Annotated in this window: 11 protein-coding genes, 1 other RNA gene and 1 pseudogene; 9 read left to right on the top strand and 4 right to left on the bottom strand. The window is 40.1% G+C overall.

Features of this window, described 5'->3' with window-relative positions:
• Positions 1–110 precede the first annotated feature (110 nt).
• Complete coding sequence (locus ASL19_RS18260) at positions 111–1,310, top strand: hypothetical protein (protein WP_057178280.1); 1,200 nt, start codon at positions 111–113, stop codon at positions 1,308–1,310.
• 19 nt (positions 1,311–1,329) lie between these two features.
• Positions 1,330–1,718, top strand: a transfer-messenger RNA (tmRNA) gene (gene ssrA / locus ASL19_RS16805).
• Positions 1,719–1,788: 70 nt separating this feature from the next.
• Here the strand turns inward: ssrA and ASL19_RS10345 are convergent.
• Entirely contained in the window at positions 1,789–3,900 is a 2,112-nt protein-coding gene (locus ASL19_RS10345; protein ID WP_057178279.1) for a TIGR00300 family protein, read from the bottom strand.
• 396 nt (positions 3,901–4,296) lie between these two features.
• Here ASL19_RS10345 and metK point away from each other — a divergent pair, with 396 nt between their 5' ends.
• Entirely contained in the window at positions 4,297–5,568 is a 1,272-nt protein-coding gene (gene metK / locus ASL19_RS10340; protein ID WP_057178278.1) for a methionine adenosyltransferase, read from the top strand.
• Between the two features lie 47 nt (positions 5,569–5,615).
• Here the strand turns inward: metK and ASL19_RS10335 are convergent, their stop codons facing one another.
• Positions 5,616–6,071 (bottom strand): pentapeptide repeat-containing protein, encoded by a 456-nt coding sequence (locus tag ASL19_RS10335; RefSeq protein WP_057178277.1) that lies wholly within the window; start codon positions 6,069–6,071, stop codon positions 5,616–5,618.
• A gap of 681 nt (positions 6,072–6,752) precedes the next feature.
• Here ASL19_RS10335 and ASL19_RS10330 point away from each other — a divergent pair.
• The gene (locus ASL19_RS10330) at positions 6,753–8,744 is read left to right on the top strand and encodes a galactose oxidase-like domain-containing protein (protein ID WP_057178276.1); all 1,992 of its coding nucleotides are present in this window, start codon (positions 6,753–6,755) and stop codon (positions 8,742–8,744) included.
• Between the two features lie 84 nt (positions 8,745–8,828).
• A complete protein-coding gene (locus ASL19_RS10325; protein WP_057178275.1) occupies positions 8,829–10,247 on the top strand; it encodes a Dyp-type peroxidase in 1,419 nt (472 codons plus the stop codon).
• Between the two features lie 117 nt (positions 10,248–10,364).
• On the opposite strand, the gene ASL19_RS10320 is transcribed toward ASL19_RS10325, so the two are convergent.
• A complete protein-coding gene (locus tag ASL19_RS10320; RefSeq protein WP_057178274.1) occupies positions 10,365–11,957 on the bottom strand; it encodes an Hsp70 family protein in 1,593 nt (530 codons plus the stop codon).
• A 143-nt stretch (positions 11,958–12,100) separates the two neighbouring features.
• Between ASL19_RS10320 and ASL19_RS10315 the strand changes: the two genes are divergently transcribed.
• The 3 genes from ASL19_RS10315 to crtR all read left to right on the top strand — a co-directional run bounded on the left by ASL19_RS10315 (position 12,101) and on the right by crtR (position 15,189).
• Positions 12,101–12,712 (top strand): hypothetical protein, encoded by a 612-nt coding sequence (locus tag ASL19_RS10315; protein WP_057178273.1) that lies wholly within the window; start codon positions 12,101–12,103, stop codon positions 12,710–12,712.
• An 11-nt stretch (positions 12,713–12,723) separates the two neighbouring features.
• Positions 12,724–14,148 (top strand): hypothetical protein, encoded by a 1,425-nt coding sequence (locus ASL19_RS10310; protein WP_057178272.1) that lies wholly within the window; start codon positions 12,724–12,726, stop codon positions 14,146–14,148.
• A gap of 153 nt (positions 14,149–14,301) precedes the next feature.
• The gene (crtR, locus tag ASL19_RS10305; protein ID WP_057178271.1) at positions 14,302–15,189 is read left to right on the top strand and encodes a beta-carotene hydroxylase; all 888 of its coding nucleotides are present in this window, start codon (positions 14,302–14,304) and stop codon (positions 15,187–15,189) included.
• A 60-nt stretch (positions 15,190–15,249) separates the two neighbouring features.
• Here the strand turns inward: crtR and ASL19_RS10300 are convergent, their stop codons facing one another.
• On the bottom strand, positions 15,250–15,633 hold the full coding sequence (locus ASL19_RS10300; RefSeq protein WP_006278371.1) for a hypothetical protein: 384 nt from the start codon (positions 15,631–15,633) through the stop codon (positions 15,250–15,252).
• 85 nt (positions 15,634–15,718) lie between these two features.
• Here ASL19_RS10300 and ASL19_RS10295 point away from each other — a divergent pair.
• A pseudogene (locus tag ASL19_RS10295) lies at positions 15,719–16,158 on the top strand (AAA family ATPase); the annotation flags it as partial.

Genomic DNA, 16,158 nt, shown 5'->3' with positions numbered 1-16,158 from the left:
GTAAGGAAAATTTCAGACAAAATCAGCATTTTTTAGCCATACATGCCAATATATCATCATTAGAAAAAGAAGAAGTTAAAAAATATCAAAAAACGGCAAAAGTTATATTTATGACTGCTTCTGGAAGTCGGGGATTGTCCTTTCCTAAAGCCAAGCATATATTGGTAGAGATTCCTAAATTTGAAATTGAGAAAAATCTCATGGAAATAATTCAGGTAATTTACAGAGGGAGAGGAGAAGATGATATTGACAATCAAGATAAGTATATCAATTTCTATTTAGCAGAACGTTCGTTTTACTATGGTGATCAAATGGAGATAGCGGTGAGAGAAAATTGCCTCAGTTTATTAAATCTGCTACTAATTCTCAAAGCATCCATCATGACCAGAATTCAAGGTTATGGCTCTCTAGGGAAGAAAAATTATATTCTGATTCCCATTGGTGGAAAGTCAGTCTTTACAGCGGGAGATTCCTTTGCTAGTAAAATCGAAAATCTAATCACCCAACTTAAAAGAGAATATAGTTATAACAAAAGTCATACCTGCTTACGAGATGCCTATATGAAACTAGAATCATTAATGAGTAGAGCTAAATTCACTGCTAGCAAGAGTGAACAAGAGAGTTATTTAAAAATTCAGGAAAGCTTTAACAGCAAATTTGCCGATTCTACTAAAACATTAGATCAGCTATTAGATTTTACTCCCTTAGAATTGGCTTATATTAGTGGTGGATTATTGATTGTTCCCTGTTCCCAAATTCGACAGTCCTATTCCATGATGTTTTTAGAAATTCAAAAATATGCTAACCAAGAACTCTTAAACAAACTGAAAAATATTAGTTCCAATCCCAGTTATCCAGAAAATCTCACCTCAGCGGTAAAAGATGGTATAGAATTGGTAGAAAAACTAATTAATGCACCTAAAAAAAGTCAAAAGTATGATCAATATCAGGAAAATATACAAGCAGATCAGTACTATGCTTTTCCTCTGTTTGCGTTTATTAGTGGTGATGTGATGAAACAATACTTTGAAACTCACCCTCAAGAACCGGAGGATATGCGATTTAAAGATATATTGTCTATGTATATTCGCTCTTTGTATCCTGTAACTAATATTTTACCCATAGGACATACTTATGAGGAATTTCCTTTTATTGTATTCAACAGTTATAGCTTAGACGAAATGCGATATAAATTGTTTACAGAGAAATATCTGTTGAATTCCCAAGAGTTAAATGTTTTGAGCTTGATTCTCTCCTCTAAAAAAAAATTTTTGTGCTGGACATTTAGCAAATCTTGTGATATATTATAAATGTAAGCCTAAAACGCATGGGTCCGTCACGGTTTCGACAGGTTGGCGAAAGCTACTCTGTGATTCAGGTCGAGAGTGAGTCTCCTCTCGCAAATCAAAGGCTCAAAACAACGTAAATGCGAACAATATCGTAAAATTTGCTCGTAAGGAAGCCCTAGTTGCTGCCTAATAACCTCTTATAGGTCCGAGCGTCTCTGGTGTGACTCCGTTAAGGACTAGAGACCTAACCCCAACGGATGCTCTAACAAGTGTTCTCTGGTTGGCTTGTTGGCTAAGACTTAATCAGAGCATCCTACGTTCGGGATAATGAACGATTCCAGCTTTGAGGGTAAGAAAAGCTAAACCTGTGAGTGAGCGGGGGGTCAATACCCAATTTGGACAGCAGTTCGACTCTGCTCGGATCCACTTAGTTAGTAAAATGTTTGTGTGACTGGAGGATTTTATCCCCCAGTCATTTTTATTTCCTCCAAGGTCGGTACTAGCCAATGTTAGATACGTATGGACTGGTCAGTTTGTCTAACTGCTGTATTAACAAACTGAGGAATAAACCTACATCTGTTACTACACCTATAGACTCAACTGAACCGCGATCGCTCAACTTGGTGACTACTGCTGGGTTGATATCCACACACACCATTCTAACTCCTGCAGGGGTCATATTGCCCACTCCAATGGAATGGAGCATGGAAGATAGCATTAAAATCATTTCTGCTCCCTGAATGATTTTGGTATATTCCTGTTGAGCTAAGATGAGGTTCATTTGGGTATCTGGTAAAGGTCCATCATCCCGAATGGATCCAGCTAGGACAAAAGGAATATCATTTTTCACACATTCATACATGACACCCCCGGTGATGACCCCAGCATCTACTGCTCTAGCAATGCTGCCAAAACGCCGTATGGCATTAATTACTTTCAAGTGATGTCTATGACCACCCCGTACTGCTATACCTCGTTTCATGTCTACACCGAGAGATGTGCCCATCATGTTCTGCTCGATGTCGTGAACTGCGATCGCATTTCCACCCAGAAGTCCTTGAACATAACCTTCACGAATTAATCTAGCCAGATGTTCTCCGCCACCGGTATGAATCACTACTGGTCCTGCAGTAACCACTACCTTACCACCAGCATCACGAATTTTGCGTAATTCCCAGGCCACTTGCTCGACCACCAGTTCCACTCGTTTTTCGCTGGAAACACCGGAGGACATAAAACTAAATTCTTGAGCATTGCGTTGCTCGCGGGATTCGGTTTTACGGATGCTGCGAATACCTTGAACATCAACTACTACTTGCTCTCCAATTTCCAGATCCCGCAAAATCTTACATTTTGCCACCATTCCATTGGGTGTTTGAGAAATGGCGATCGCTCCGTCCATGCGTTGATTTTCTACTTTGAACCACAGTCCGTTTATCCTAACTTCTGTGGGATAAATTGTGCTGACATAAAAGTCATCAGGGGCGACTCCCGCTTGTAAAACGGGTTCTAGTTTAGCGTCTTTTTCATCTTGGGGTAAATCCACCGCACCCAGATCAATCAAGTTGGAGAAGATTCCTTCCATCACATCATGAGATGGTGCAGAAACCTTGACTTCTGCTGCGGAGGTACTTTGACGCTGCTCTCCCAAATTAAAGTTGAGGACTTGGAAGCTTCCTCCCATGTCCACAATTAAATCCAAAGCTCGGTTGATTAATCCTGCATCTAGCAAATGTCCTTCCAATCGAATTATTCTACTTTCCACCTGGGTTGTAGCATGTACCTCTTCTCTTACAGGTTCTGTTACTCTCAGAGTTAGACATTTGGATGCACCACCAGCTTTGAGGAACTCAGTTAAAGGAGTTTCAATAACTTGAAAACCAACTTCAGCTAACTTTAATTTTAGTTCATCGCTGGCTTTGTTCATAATCACGATGTGATCAATATTAACCGCATTACAAGCAAAGTTGACCGCATCCTTTTCCTCAATAGCAATGCGTTTTTCCAAAGCTACCCGCATTTCAATCACTCGATTAGAGTAGGAATCAAACGCACCGGGGTAGTACAGCAAATAGCCATTTGCAAGGGGACAAAAACAGGTGTCCAGATGGTAGAATCTATCATCTATCAACCGTAGGGAAATCACCTCAATATCTAACCACTTAGCCAAATAGGGGTGGGAATCCAGCTCAGAACGGAAACCATACCCCGCCCATAACCAACGCCCCTCTCGGTCTAACAGTGCATCACCAGCACCTTCAAATGGTAGATCCTTGGGCAAAACCTGGACATTATAACCGTTGTTTTCAAACCATTGTTGAAAGTAGGGTTCTTCCCCCTGACGCTCTTTATGTAGAAAGCGACTGAGAACCACATTCTCGCCTAAAACCAATCCCGCATTCGCTGTAAACACCATGTCTGGCCAACCCTTCGCTGGTGTGACTAAATCTACAATAGCGTGATCTTTGATTACTTTATATAATTTATTCCACTGCTCCACAGCGCGATCGCGGGATGACTTATGGATATTGCCTTCCATCCAGGGGTTAATTACGTAGTCCACGTCGTAGTGGTCGGGGGCGCACATTAAAAATCGAATTGGGGAAACCATAAAAATTTTACTTTTCTTTTCACTAATCTCTGTTCAATACAAGCTTTTGGACTTGGCTTTCTGTCACATCTGTTACTTAATTACCACCTTTGGAGCAGAAGTCAACTTTCTTAACCGCATAATTAATCCTTTTTTGGATTACCAGGTTAGCATTTAAGTTGTTTTAATTGATTGTGCCATTAGCAAACATATTTTATAGTATAGGACTTTGTTCGGGTGAGCTGATTGAGTTCATAATTTTGTTAACATTTTGGGCTGAATAACAAATGTACATTGCCAGTTTGTATAAATATAGTTATCATTTCATAAATTAACTAAACTAGAAGACCTCTGGGCACACCCCCGGAAAGACCTTAATTTAGTTAGTGATTCAAATTCTACCAGGAGGAGTTTCCCTTGTCTCGACGCTATTTATTTACCTCCGAGTCTGTTACTGAAGGACACCCAGATAAAATCTGTGATCAAATCTCCGATACAATTCTGGATGCTTTATTAACGGAAGATCCTACTAGTCGGGTGGCAGCAGAGGTAGTTGTTAATACCGGGTTAGTGTTAATTACTGGTGAAATTACCACTAAAGCTAACGTCAACTTCGTGCATTTAGCTCGTAAGAAAATTGCGGAAATCGGCTATACCGATGCGGTCAACGGTTTTTCTGCTAATAGCACCAGTGTACTTTTAGCTATAGATGAACAGTCACCTGACATTGCCCAAGGTGTAAACACTGCCCATGAAACCCGTACTCAGGATAGTGAAGAACAATTTGATAAGATCGGGGCTGGTGATCAAGGACTAATGTTCGGTTTTGCATGTAATGAAACACCCGAACTCATGCCCTTACCTATTAGTTTGGCTCACCGCATTGCTCGTAGATTGGCAGCTGTCAGAAAAACTGGAGATTTGTCATATCTACGTCCCGATGGCAAAACCCAGGTTACCGTAGTTTACGAAGATGGTAAACCTGTAGGTATAGATACCATCTTGATTTCCACTCAGCATACACCTAATATTGGGGATATTACGGATGAGGCTGGAGTGCAAGCCAAGATTAAGGAAGATTTGTGGGCTTTAGTGGTAGAACCTGTATTTGGTGATATTACTGTCAAGCCAGACCAAACTACCCGGTTTTTGGTTAATCCCACCGGTAAATTTGTTATTGGTGGACCTCAAGGGGATTCTGGACTAACAGGAAGAAAAATCATTGTTGACACCTATGGTGGTTATTCTCGCCATGGTGGTGGTGCTTTCTCTGGTAAGGATCCCACTAAGGTAGATCGCTCTGCCGCATACGCAGCTCGCTACGCAGCAAAAAATATTGTTGCGGCTGGATTGGCTGAAAAATGCGAGGTTCAGTTAAGTTATGCTATTGGTGTGGCTAGACCTGTGAGTATTTTTGTAGATACTTTTGGTACTAGCAAGGTGGATGATGAAGTTTTACTGCAATTAGTCAAAGACAACTTTGAACTGCGTCCTGCAGGAATCATCCACGCCTTTAATCTAAGGAATTTACCCAGTGAGAGGGGCGGACGTTTTTATCAGGATGTCGCAGCTTATGGTCACTTGGGACGTTCTGATCTGGACTTACCATGGGAGCGTACTGATAAGGCAGCCGTTCTTAAGCAAGCAGCCAGTGAGTATGTTAATTCACCTGTTTCTAGCTTGAGGTAAAATAAACTTGCCTCAACTAGTTTGGGGCAAGTTTAACCTAATTACACCTAGTCCCAGTCAGGAATCTGTCCGTCTTCTCCACCAACACCAATGGCAGTGTTATAGATTTGGGCGTCAGTAATGGTAAGGTTATTCATAGATGCTTGATAAACATTAGAATCATTAATCACAGCACTAGTGAAATTGGCACCGTTGAGATTGGCCCGTTTCATGTTTACATTGGTAACGAAGGCAGATGTTAAATTGGCACCTGATAAATTGGCTCCTGTCAGGTCAGCTCCTTCCAAGTTGACACTTGTTAGGTCAGCTCCTTGGAGATTTGCACCCCGTAGGTCTGCACCAATCAGGTGAGCACCGCTCAGGTTGACCCGAGACAGCTGGCATTTTTGACACTCACCGGTGGATAAAAGTTTTTGTAGATCACGATTGTTGCCAGCATTAACCGAGCTAACAAACAATAGGGGAGCCACCAGGGCTATAGTAGCTAAAAGTTCACGTTTCATAATTCCCCTTCCTTTATATTTACATCCTCACATTTCTATTGTCTCATGAAATAGAGCAGAAATGATATTTTATATCACCAGTTGGGTGTAATGTTATGGTATTTAGTTATTTAACCTGTAACCCCTACTCTACAACAGTTTTATCTATCTGGGACTGCTAATTGCACTACATTAAATGTTGTTAACTTATATGTTAACTAATTTTAAGTTTACTGTCAACTGCTATATGTGGGGACAGACTACCCAGATTTTACCTATCAACGTTTTCCTAGGCATCCTGGCTAGAGCTAAGTAGGCGAGTGGAATTAAATATAAGATCAACGTAGGTTGGGTTGAAGCATGAAACCCAACACCCCCATGGGTCTCGTTACTCGACCCATCCTATAAATAATTGTGCCTCCCTACTTAACTATGATGTTGTGCAGCATATATAAAGCTAGCGACTAAGACAGTCATACCATAACAATTAACAATAAGAACTATCAAAATCAGCCACTTAGCGGCTTAGATCTCAAAAAAACGAAACTTTTGATGGTCAAAATATTTTTGTAAGTACTAAATTATGATAAATAAAATTTATTTTAATGTAAGCAATGTAATTGTTAAGAAAAGAAAAAATTTTTTACCCTAGCAGATTCAGTTAATGTATTCTTTACTCAGTGTCAAACTTGAGACTCAATCGTGAATAAAAAAGTAAGACTTCTGATAATTTTACTGACTTGTTTAGGAATAATAATTAATCCGAATATAGTCAGTGCTGATACTCTGATTGCAGCCAATCTAGAGAGTATTAATGGCGGAGAATGGCAAACAGTGCCACTACCAGAAAAAAGAGAGGATTGGATGCAAGCTGTTCACACATCCCTACTACCTAATGGGAAAGTATTAGTGGTTAATGGCAGCAGTAACCGTAACACCTTAGTACAAGATAATACCGGTAACCAATTTATCGATGGAGTAAATGGTAGGGACTATAATGTAGTCAACAATTCTACCTTATTTGATCCTAAAACTAATACATTTGAACGAATTGCTTCGCCTCCATCTATTGCCAATGGAAAAAGTAACGACCCCTTTTGTTCCGGTAATGTCCACTTAGCAGATGGTAACGTAGTATTTGTTAGCGGTTCCCATCGGTACTATCCAGGTGAAAAATTCGAAGGTTCAAAACAAACTAACGTATATAACTGGCAAACTAACAGTTGGGGCACTCTTGGTCAGTTAAAAGAAGGGCGTTGGTATCCTAGTCCCGTGACCTTAGCAGATGGAAAATTGGTTATTTTTTCTGGATTAAAGTATGATAAGCCAAATCAGATCACACCTTCAGTTGAGATATTTGATCCAATAACTAAGAAGTTTCAGTTCATTGATCTGACTTATGTAGAAAATAGCCCGTTTAACACTAAAATTACCTATCAGGACAACTATATCTACAACGGTAAAACAGTTTCCAGAACTATAGATGCTTACGACAGCATCGATATTTATCCACGAATATTTCCGACTCCTGATGGCAAATTATTAATCACGGGTGATGGTGCAGGTAAATCACCATTGGAAATACACGAAAGCAACAAAACCTATTTAATGTCAATTAAGCAGGATAGCCAGGGTAAATTTTCCGTAAGTTTTGAAATTGGACCAAACAGAAAAGACGTATCCAAAGTTTATGGGACTGGAATCTTAGATCCCAATAAGGAAGGTGATGTCTTACTAATGGGAGGAATCATTGGTACTAATGATATTAACTTTGGTCGTCCTTACCTGGGTAAGTATAATGATGGTTTGGCGGCTAAAGGAGTAAGAATCGCCTCCAGTTTAGAGCGTTGGTCTGCACCAGAAAATAGTGGTAAGCCTAATGGAGAATGGGAAGCCTATCCGGATTTTTTTGCTAAACCCCGCTCTATGGTTCAGGCTGTAATTCTTCCTTCTAAGCAAATTTTAGCAGTTAATGGTGGAGAATATGGAGAATACAAACCTATTCAAGAACCAGTACTAATGACAGCTGATCCATTATCTCCTGGCGGTTATAAAACCGAAACTATGAATCCCGGAAAATTTCCCAGGCTTTATCATAATAATGCCTTGTTATTACCCGATGCACGGGTACTAGTGATTGGTGGTAATCCCAGTCGTGCAGGTAGAGCCATGGATGGAACAGTACACGTTGATGTTCTACCAAATCCTAAAACATACTACACAATACCTGAGTTCAAAAACGCATCAGGTGAGGTGGAAACATTTGATTTAGCTAAGTACTATGAGTCTCCCAAATCTTACTTTGTAGATGGGGATCCAGAACCGTTTGTTCCTGCGGAAATTTGGCAGGCAGAAATTTTTAGTCCACCTTATCTGTTTAAGTCCGGACTACGACCAGAAATTGTTGATGCTCCTACAACTTTAAAATATGGAGAATTGCAGACAGTTTCTTTGAAAAATGCTACCAGTAATAGTTCTCTAGTCCTGATTAAATTAAGTTCAGGGACTCACTCTTTTGACTATGGACAAAGGCTAGCAGATCTAGAAATTGAGAATGTATCAGCAGATAATTCTACCATCAATTTTAAGGCTCCCACAAACGCTAATCTTTATCCACCCGGTTACTACATGATGTTTTATGTTAACGACATTGGTAAACCTTCGGAGGCTAAGTTCGTTAAGCTAGAATCCTAGCACTGTCCACACTGTTGCCCTGATTGAAAATGGCAACAGTGTCTCGATAAAATCAAACATGAATCAAACAGAGGAATTGATAAAATGGCACTTACGGAAGACGATTTGCAAACTCTTTTGGAAGAAGGTATTGACACCAGTAATCCTGGCATATACGAAGAGCTGCTCCTTGATTTACAAGGAAATATTCTCAAGGGACACGGAAGAGATCATACTGTACATTTATTTTTACAGTTTAAGCCCGGTCAAGTTGAACCCTTAAAAGACTGGATTAGAGAATTTGCAAAGAACATAACATCCGCACATCAGCAAGCAGCTGAAGCTGAATTGTACAGAACCGAAAAGATTGCGGGTAAACCATTTATTAATTTCTTTCTTTCTCATGCAGGTTACGAATATTTGCAATTTCGGTCTTTTCAAATTCCTGGCAATCAGCCCTTTAGATTTGGTATGAAAAATGATACCATCAGAAATTTATTGGGTGATCCAGTAATTGAAGAGTGGGAACCAGGCCTTCAGGAAGAAATTCATGCTTTATTGCTGATTGCTGATGATAATTTAGTGAGCCTGCTGCAAACAGTTAATCAAATAACTAGAACATTGTATCTCATGGCTCAAGTTGTTCATAGAGAAGATGGTTTCATCCTCAAAAATGAAAAGGGAGACCACATTGAACACTTTGGGTTTATTGATGGTATCAGTCAACCTTTATTTACTAAAAGTGATATCCAAAAGGCGAAAACATCTGATGACTTTAGTAAATGGGATCCCCGCGCCCCTCTCAGTCTTGTTTTAGCCAAAGATCCAAATGGTAAGTCAGAAGACAGCTACGGTAGTTACTTGGTATATCGCAAACTGGAACAGGATGTGATTGCTCTTCTTGATGCAGAGAAAGACCTGGCTGAAAAATTAGGGGTAGACAAGGAATTAGCTGGCGCATTAATGATGGGACGCTTCCGTGATGGCACACCGCTAACACTTGCAGATAAGCCTGGTGGAGACTATGGTAATGATTTTGATTATAGTGAAGATGAAAAGGCTTATAAGTGTCCATTTCATACTCACGTCCGTAAAACTAATCCTAGGGGAGATACAGGAAGAGTAATTTCATCTGGAGAGAGTTTTGAGGATGCATTAAAAACGGAGCGCAATCATAGAATTGCCCGTCGTGCTGTTAGTTATGGAGAAACTGACTATACCAACTCAACTTCTACGGGTTCAGGATTACTGTTCTTATGCTTTCAGGCTGATCTTGAAAATCAATTTAATTTCATGCAAGCAGCTTGGGCTAATGCTAGTAACTTTGTTGAGTGGAATGTGGGAGTAGATCCCATTATTGGTCAAACAGGACCCGATGCTGATAGAAATCAAAAATGGCCTGTGGCTTGGGGAAAACCTGAAAAAAGCGACCAATCTAATACTTTTAATTTTGGTCTTTGGGTACATATGAAAGGTGGTGAATACTTCTTTGCTCCTAGTATTAGTTCTCTCACCAGTATTTAGCTGATTTTGCATTAGCAACTTATTTTCTTGAGATCCTTGATTTCTCAAAGAAATCAAGGATCTTTCTGGTTTTCACCTCATAGTGGCACTCAGCAACAGCTTAACATTGATACCGGTTCAATTTATCTGAGCTACAATCTGATTCTCAACTAATGTACTATTGGTCAATAAGTCCTCTACTGTGATTTTTAAAAACCGTTCCTCGTCAACTTGAAATTTAACTTTAATGCGATCGCTCCCTGGAAAACCAGGGGGTGTGAGTTGGGCGATTTTTCTATCACTGTCATTTAGGGGTTTGACTAGAGTGGTTGGAGAGTTGACCTGACGAGTAATCAGGCGATCGCCATCAAAATAAACTTCTGTAGCACCTGTGGTTTCCCCTAGTTCCCCTATAATTAATTCAATGCTAGGTTGATTTTCCCTAGAAGCACCTAATACTAATTCTACTGGTTGAGTCATGGGATAAGATTGTCCAGCTTTGATGATTGGTTGCCAACTATGACGTTGATTCCGTCTATCCCAATATCGGATCCCATAGCTATGATAGAGAAAGTCCTTTATTTCTAAACCTTGGGTGATTTGTAAAGCACCCTGGGCGATCGCCTCAAAAGGTTTTTGGCAACGGATTTTTTCTAGTGGAAAATATTGCTGGATCCACTTTTGTATAGCAGGTAATTGTACCGTGCCACCCACCAGTAAAACTGCGCTAATATCATCTATTTGCACACCTTGATGACGAGCCTGTTGTAATAAATTCAACATAGTCTCATCCAATTTGGCAAAAAATCCCCGATCTTGGAGAATAGTTTCTAAGGTCTGACGATTCAACTCTAACTCATAACTGGCAAAATTTTGATCGTCAAAGTAGACCTCTCCAGCTTGATTGTGGGTAGACAATTCAATTTTCAACCTCTCCGCCAATCTAGTAGTAATAGAATTAACTGGCAATCCCTGAGTTGTCACAAAATAATCAACTATCCAATTATCAATATCTGTGCCACCCAGGTTTTGTCCTGATTTGGCTAAGACCTTGGCTGTTTTTACCTTTTGTAGAGAGTCCTGTGCCAAAGATTTATTTCCCCATTTTAATAAAAACCCCACAGGTTTATTATCTACTGGGTCTTTTTTATCCAGCTTCACCAAAGATAGATCTAGAGTTCCCCCGCCAAAATCAATCACTAACAAATTTTCTGCCTCTTTTACACCGTATGCTAAAGCAGCAGCGGTAGGCTCATCCAACATTCTAATTTGTGTAACTGGCAAAGCTTGAAAAACTTTGCCTAGCCAATAACGATAAACTTCAAAACTATCCACTGGAACGGTTAATACCAAAGAGTCCAATCCGCCCTCAATAGATAATAACTCCCCTATTATCCCCTGGAGAAACCATGTGCCCACCTTTTCAAAAGTAATAGTTTCCCCATCTATTTCTGGTAAGAAACCCTGAATATCTGCTCCAACACCCCGTTTAAAACTGCGAAAAAATCTACTATCACCCATGAGATCTAAACCCCGATCTCGTATCTGCTGACCAATTAACACCTTATCTTGATTTGCTGCTTCTATATAAACTAAACTGGGTATCAAAGGAGGATTCAAACCCTGTCGAGTAGATAACCCTGGCAAACTGAGGGTTTCTGGTTGCTGGGTGACAGGGTTCCATCGGGTAATTACCGTATTACTCGTACCAAAATCAATTGCTATGGGCATATTACTAGATTTTTTTACTGGAAACTGGGGAATTTAACTTCCGTTCCAGTAAGGATTGTTATTATGGTCTGACAGTTTGCTATACAATAGCATAAATTGTCAGCTCAATGTAACCGCAAATTGCCTCCAGGAATTTAACCCAAATGAGACCCGCTATTTTACAACCGGGACATTCTTACACTTTCCGGCAATACTTTGAAATGACCTATGAACCGGAGGATATTCTGGGAGAACTCGGTTATGAGTTCCAACGGTCAACATTATCTCTCCCCCAGTCAGACATTAATCTTGACCGACTGGACGACCTAAAAACCCGGATCCAAGAAAGCCTCCCCTATATTAGCCTCACCAGCGAAGCTGCTCGCCGTGAACTACTCATTGCTCCCTTATTAATAGATGTACTACATTATACTCATGCCCAACTTAGGGTAGAATATTCCTTAAATGTTAGTGAACAGCTTAAAGGTTGCCTTGATTACTACTTATACTCCGCAGGTAAACTCCTGATTGTTGAAGCAAAAAATGCAGATCTCACTAGAGGTTTTACCCAACTTGCAGTCGAGCTGATTGCCCTTGATATCTGGAGTACCAGCGAAGAACCCATTCTCCACGGAGCTGTTTCCACAGGTGACATCTGGCAGTTTGGAATTCTGCATCGGGGTAGTAAGCAAATTCAACAAGTATTAAATCTATATCGAGTACCAGATGAGCTGGAAAGCTTAATGCGTATTCTTATAAAAATCCTTCAGCCCTAAGGAATGGGAAAATGGAAACTTCAGCTATATCTTCCTCTGCTCAGGGTATTCCCAGTTTACCCGACCTCACACATCCTGATGAATTAATCAGGTTCGGTACTCAAGTAGTTGAAAATTCACTATTAGTAGTGTTTTTAATTATTGGTTTGGGAGTGGCGATCGCCTTGATCAGTTTTTCCCTAAGACGGGAAACGGAAATGCAGGCGGATTTTTTGCGAGATTGGTCAGTTCGTTATTCCCAAATTTTGCGTGGCATACCACACTTTGCATTGGTGTTAATTCTATCAGTAACGGGATTTTTCCTAACTTCCACCCTGAGTAATCGTTACCATCACTGGGAGCAAGCAAAGGTGGCTAAGGTAACTGAATCTGTTGCTGGTGATAGATTAGAACACAACGCACCTCGTGTTAGTTATATAACTGAGGAACCCTATAGCTACACAACCCGAGTCAGGGATAGAATTGTCAAGGTGACGGACAAGCAAAAAGTCACCCGGTATTTAAATTTGGCTGGTTCCCAAATTCAAGTGACTATTGATCAAAGTGTAGACGTGCAAAATCGCAGTGCCATTTATATTACTGACTATACTGGTGAGTACAAAATAGTCAATACCCTAAATAATAAAAATCAGTTTATATTTGAAGCACCACCACCATACGGCTATTCTCTCTTATCTGGATATAAAGTGGAGAGAGAAGGGACAAGACTAGAACAGACCAGTCCAGAAGATTATGGATTTCCCTTGGACTTAAATCCTGGAGAGCAAGCCACCATCAAAGTTAGTTATCAAGCACAAGGGGGACCGCGTTGGGTATACAATGCCACTAATCAGTTACTCTCTGGTTTCCGTCTCACAGCTATTGCCAGATTTCCCAATGCTGATTTTGCCAGTGGTATAGTTCCCCAAGAAATAAAAAGAGATGGAGGTAATAGTCAATTCACTTGGATTTTTGATGATAATGTTTCTGTCAAAAATCCTTTCGGTGTGTTTACGGCTACTAAACCCATAGGTAAAACCGGAATTATACCTCGCTTATTATTATTAGCACCAGGATTATTTTTGTGGTGGATATTACTACTATACTTAACCGTACCCATGAGCTTACAAAATCTGGCGATCGCCGGGGGAGTGTTCTTTACCAGCTTATTAACTTTAACATATACGTCAAGGTTTATGAGTGGAGAAATGGCCTGGTTAATAATTTCACTGGTGTTAATAGGTTTAATTTACGGGTTGGGTGGGAATCGTCAATTAGGATTAGCAGCAATTATTTGTACCATTGCTGGAGCGGTTTTACCCGTATTTGCATTTTTAGTTCCCTTTACTGGTCTAACCCTCAGTTTAGCAGGATTATTATCAGTGATCTGGTTAGGGACATATTATTGGTATGACTTGTACAGAAAATTTAATAATCATACAAACAGACAGTTCTAACTAAACCGCAGCCACCTAGGCGCTTTTCCTAAGCACTCTGGCTAAAAGCATGATTTCACCAGATTTCAGGATCAATTCTGGAGATATTTAATGTATAGTGAGGATTGATATAGTTAATGATAATGTTGGTTTAAGACAGCAAAGGAGTTAGTAATGCTCACGTCGGAGGCAAAAAAGCCGCTGACAATTCCCCCCAAAGAACTTTTAGACCCCCCTGGAGGTCTGAATCCAACCGTGTTGCTATTCTTTGCAGTAGTAACTATGTTGGTACTTTCTAGCTGTGGTTACTGGGTATGGGAATGGCCCCATTGGTTATGTTTTGGCATCAACACCCTGTCCTTACATTTCTCAGGCACGATTATTCATGATGCTTGTCATCAATCAGCCCATCGTAACCGAATAGCTAACGCCATATTGGGTCATGCTAGTGCCCTAGTACTAGCCTTTGCTTTCCCAGTTTTTACCAGAGTACACCTACAACACCATGGCAATGTCAATCATCCCAAAGATGACCCGGATCATTATGTTTCCACAGGTGGTCCACTGTGGTTAATCGCGGTGAGATTTTTGTACCATGAGGTGTTTTTCTTTCAAAGGCAACTTTGGCGTAAATATGAACTACTAGAATGGTTCCTTAGCCGATTGCTTATCTTTACTATTGTCTATATTTCCATTCAATATCACTTTTTAGGGTATATTCTCAACTTCTGGTTTGTCCCAGCTTTTGTAGTAGGTATAACACTGGGATTCTTTTTTGATTACTTACCACATCGTCCATTTGTAGAGCGCGATCGGTGGAAGAATGCTCGTGTATATCCTGGCAAAATCCTTAATATGCTAATTTTAGGGCAGAATTACCATCTAATTCATCATTTGTGGCCTTCAATTACTTGGTACAATTATCAACCTGCCTACTACATGATGAAGCCCTTACTAGACGAGAAAGGTAGCCCCCAAACTTCCGGTTTATTACAAAAAAAGGATTTTTTGGAATTTCTCTATGATATTTTCATTGGTCTTCATTTTCATCACCATGAATAATAACTGAGAAATTTAATTGTTGAGGTTGGGGAAGTAGTACATTTTTACGGTTAAGCACATCTAGTCTGAATTTTTTCCGTTTATTCTTCCTAATTCATAGATGCTAGCACCCACAGTAGTGAGTATACCAGTACTAATTCCCCAACTAGAACCTAAACTAATTTCCAGACCCCAGTAGGATAATGCACCAAATACCAAGAAAGGTAAAATGCTCATAATTGAAGCATAAAAAGCATTTTGAGACTCTCTAGCTGTGCGGGTTTTTTCAAATTCCGTCTCGCTAGTATATAGAAACCGCTCGGCAAAATTAAACCAGCGATTTAATTGTGTGATTATCCATTCTCTAATGGATGCTAAAGCCAAATATAAAGCTAAAGACCATAAACAAGAACCAGCGATGGCTACTTTATCTATCGTGAATTGAAAAGGTAATATATCAAGCATACTAAAGATATTAAGTGATAAACTCCCATTTTACTTGAATTTGTCCTCAAATCCATATTTTATACTTAGAACTGATTATGTCATTATGCCTAAACAATTTAACACTGCTGGTCCGTGCAAAGCCAACATTCACTATATGCTCTCTCCCACAGGGCGACTACCTCAGTTGAAAGCATTAATTGATGGAGAAAATTACTTTATCATTCATGCACCGCGACAAGTAGGCAAAACCACTGCTATGATGGCCTTAGCTCAAGAATTAACTGACAGTGGGCAATACCTAGCTGTGATGTTAACCGTAGAAACCGGTGCGCCATTTCCAGATGCACCAGAACAAGCGCAACAAAGTATCCTCAGACGTTGGCAGAATGAAATTCGGTTCCGAAAATTACCCTTGCCCACTTTAACCCAAATTCAAAGGGAGACCGAGACTTCTCCCCTAGATATTCAAACAGTCCTACAAGGGTGGGCCATGGCTTCCCCCCTACCCTTAGTGGTCTTTCTGGATGAAATTGATTCTTTAGA

Source organism: Cylindrospermopsis sp. CR12 (assembly GCF_001432185.1).
GTDB lineage: Bacteria > Cyanobacteriota > Cyanobacteriia > Cyanobacteriales > Nostocaceae > Raphidiopsis > Raphidiopsis raciborskii.
The sequence above is the reverse complement of the archived record's forward strand: the minus strand, read 5'-3'. Positions and strand labels throughout refer to the sequence as shown.

Bases quoted from the DNA above. Each gene is read 5' to 3' on its own strand.
- ASL19_RS10345 (WP_057178279.1), bottom strand. From the start codon at position 3,900: ATGGTTTCCCCAATTCGATTTTTAATGTGCGCCCCCGACCACTACGAC.
- ASL19_RS10310 (WP_057178272.1), top strand. From the start codon at position 12,724: ATGGAAACTTCAGCTATATCTTCCTCTGCTCAGGGTATTCCCAGTTTA.
- ASL19_RS10325 (WP_057178275.1), top strand. From the start codon at position 8,829: ATGGCACTTACGGAAGACGATTTGCAAACTCTTTTGGAAGAAGGTATT.
- ASL19_RS10300 (WP_006278371.1), bottom strand. From the start codon at position 15,633: ATGCTTGATATATTACCTTTTCAATTCACGATAGATAAAGTAGCCATC.
- ASL19_RS10320 (WP_057178274.1), bottom strand. From the start codon at position 11,957: ATGCCCATAGCAATTGATTTTGGTACGAGTAATACGGTAATTACCCGA.
- crtR (WP_057178271.1), top strand. From the start codon at position 14,302: ATGCTCACGTCGGAGGCAAAAAAGCCGCTGACAATTCCCCCCAAAGAA.
- ASL19_RS10315 (WP_057178273.1), top strand. From the start codon at position 12,101: ATGAGACCCGCTATTTTACAACCGGGACATTCTTACACTTTCCGGCAA.
- ASL19_RS18260 (WP_057178280.1), top strand. From the start codon at position 111: ATGACTGCTTCTGGAAGTCGGGGATTGTCCTTTCCTAAAGCCAAGCAT.
- ASL19_RS10335 (WP_057178277.1), bottom strand. From the start codon at position 6,071: ATGAAACGTGAACTTTTAGCTACTATAGCCCTGGTGGCTCCCCTATTG.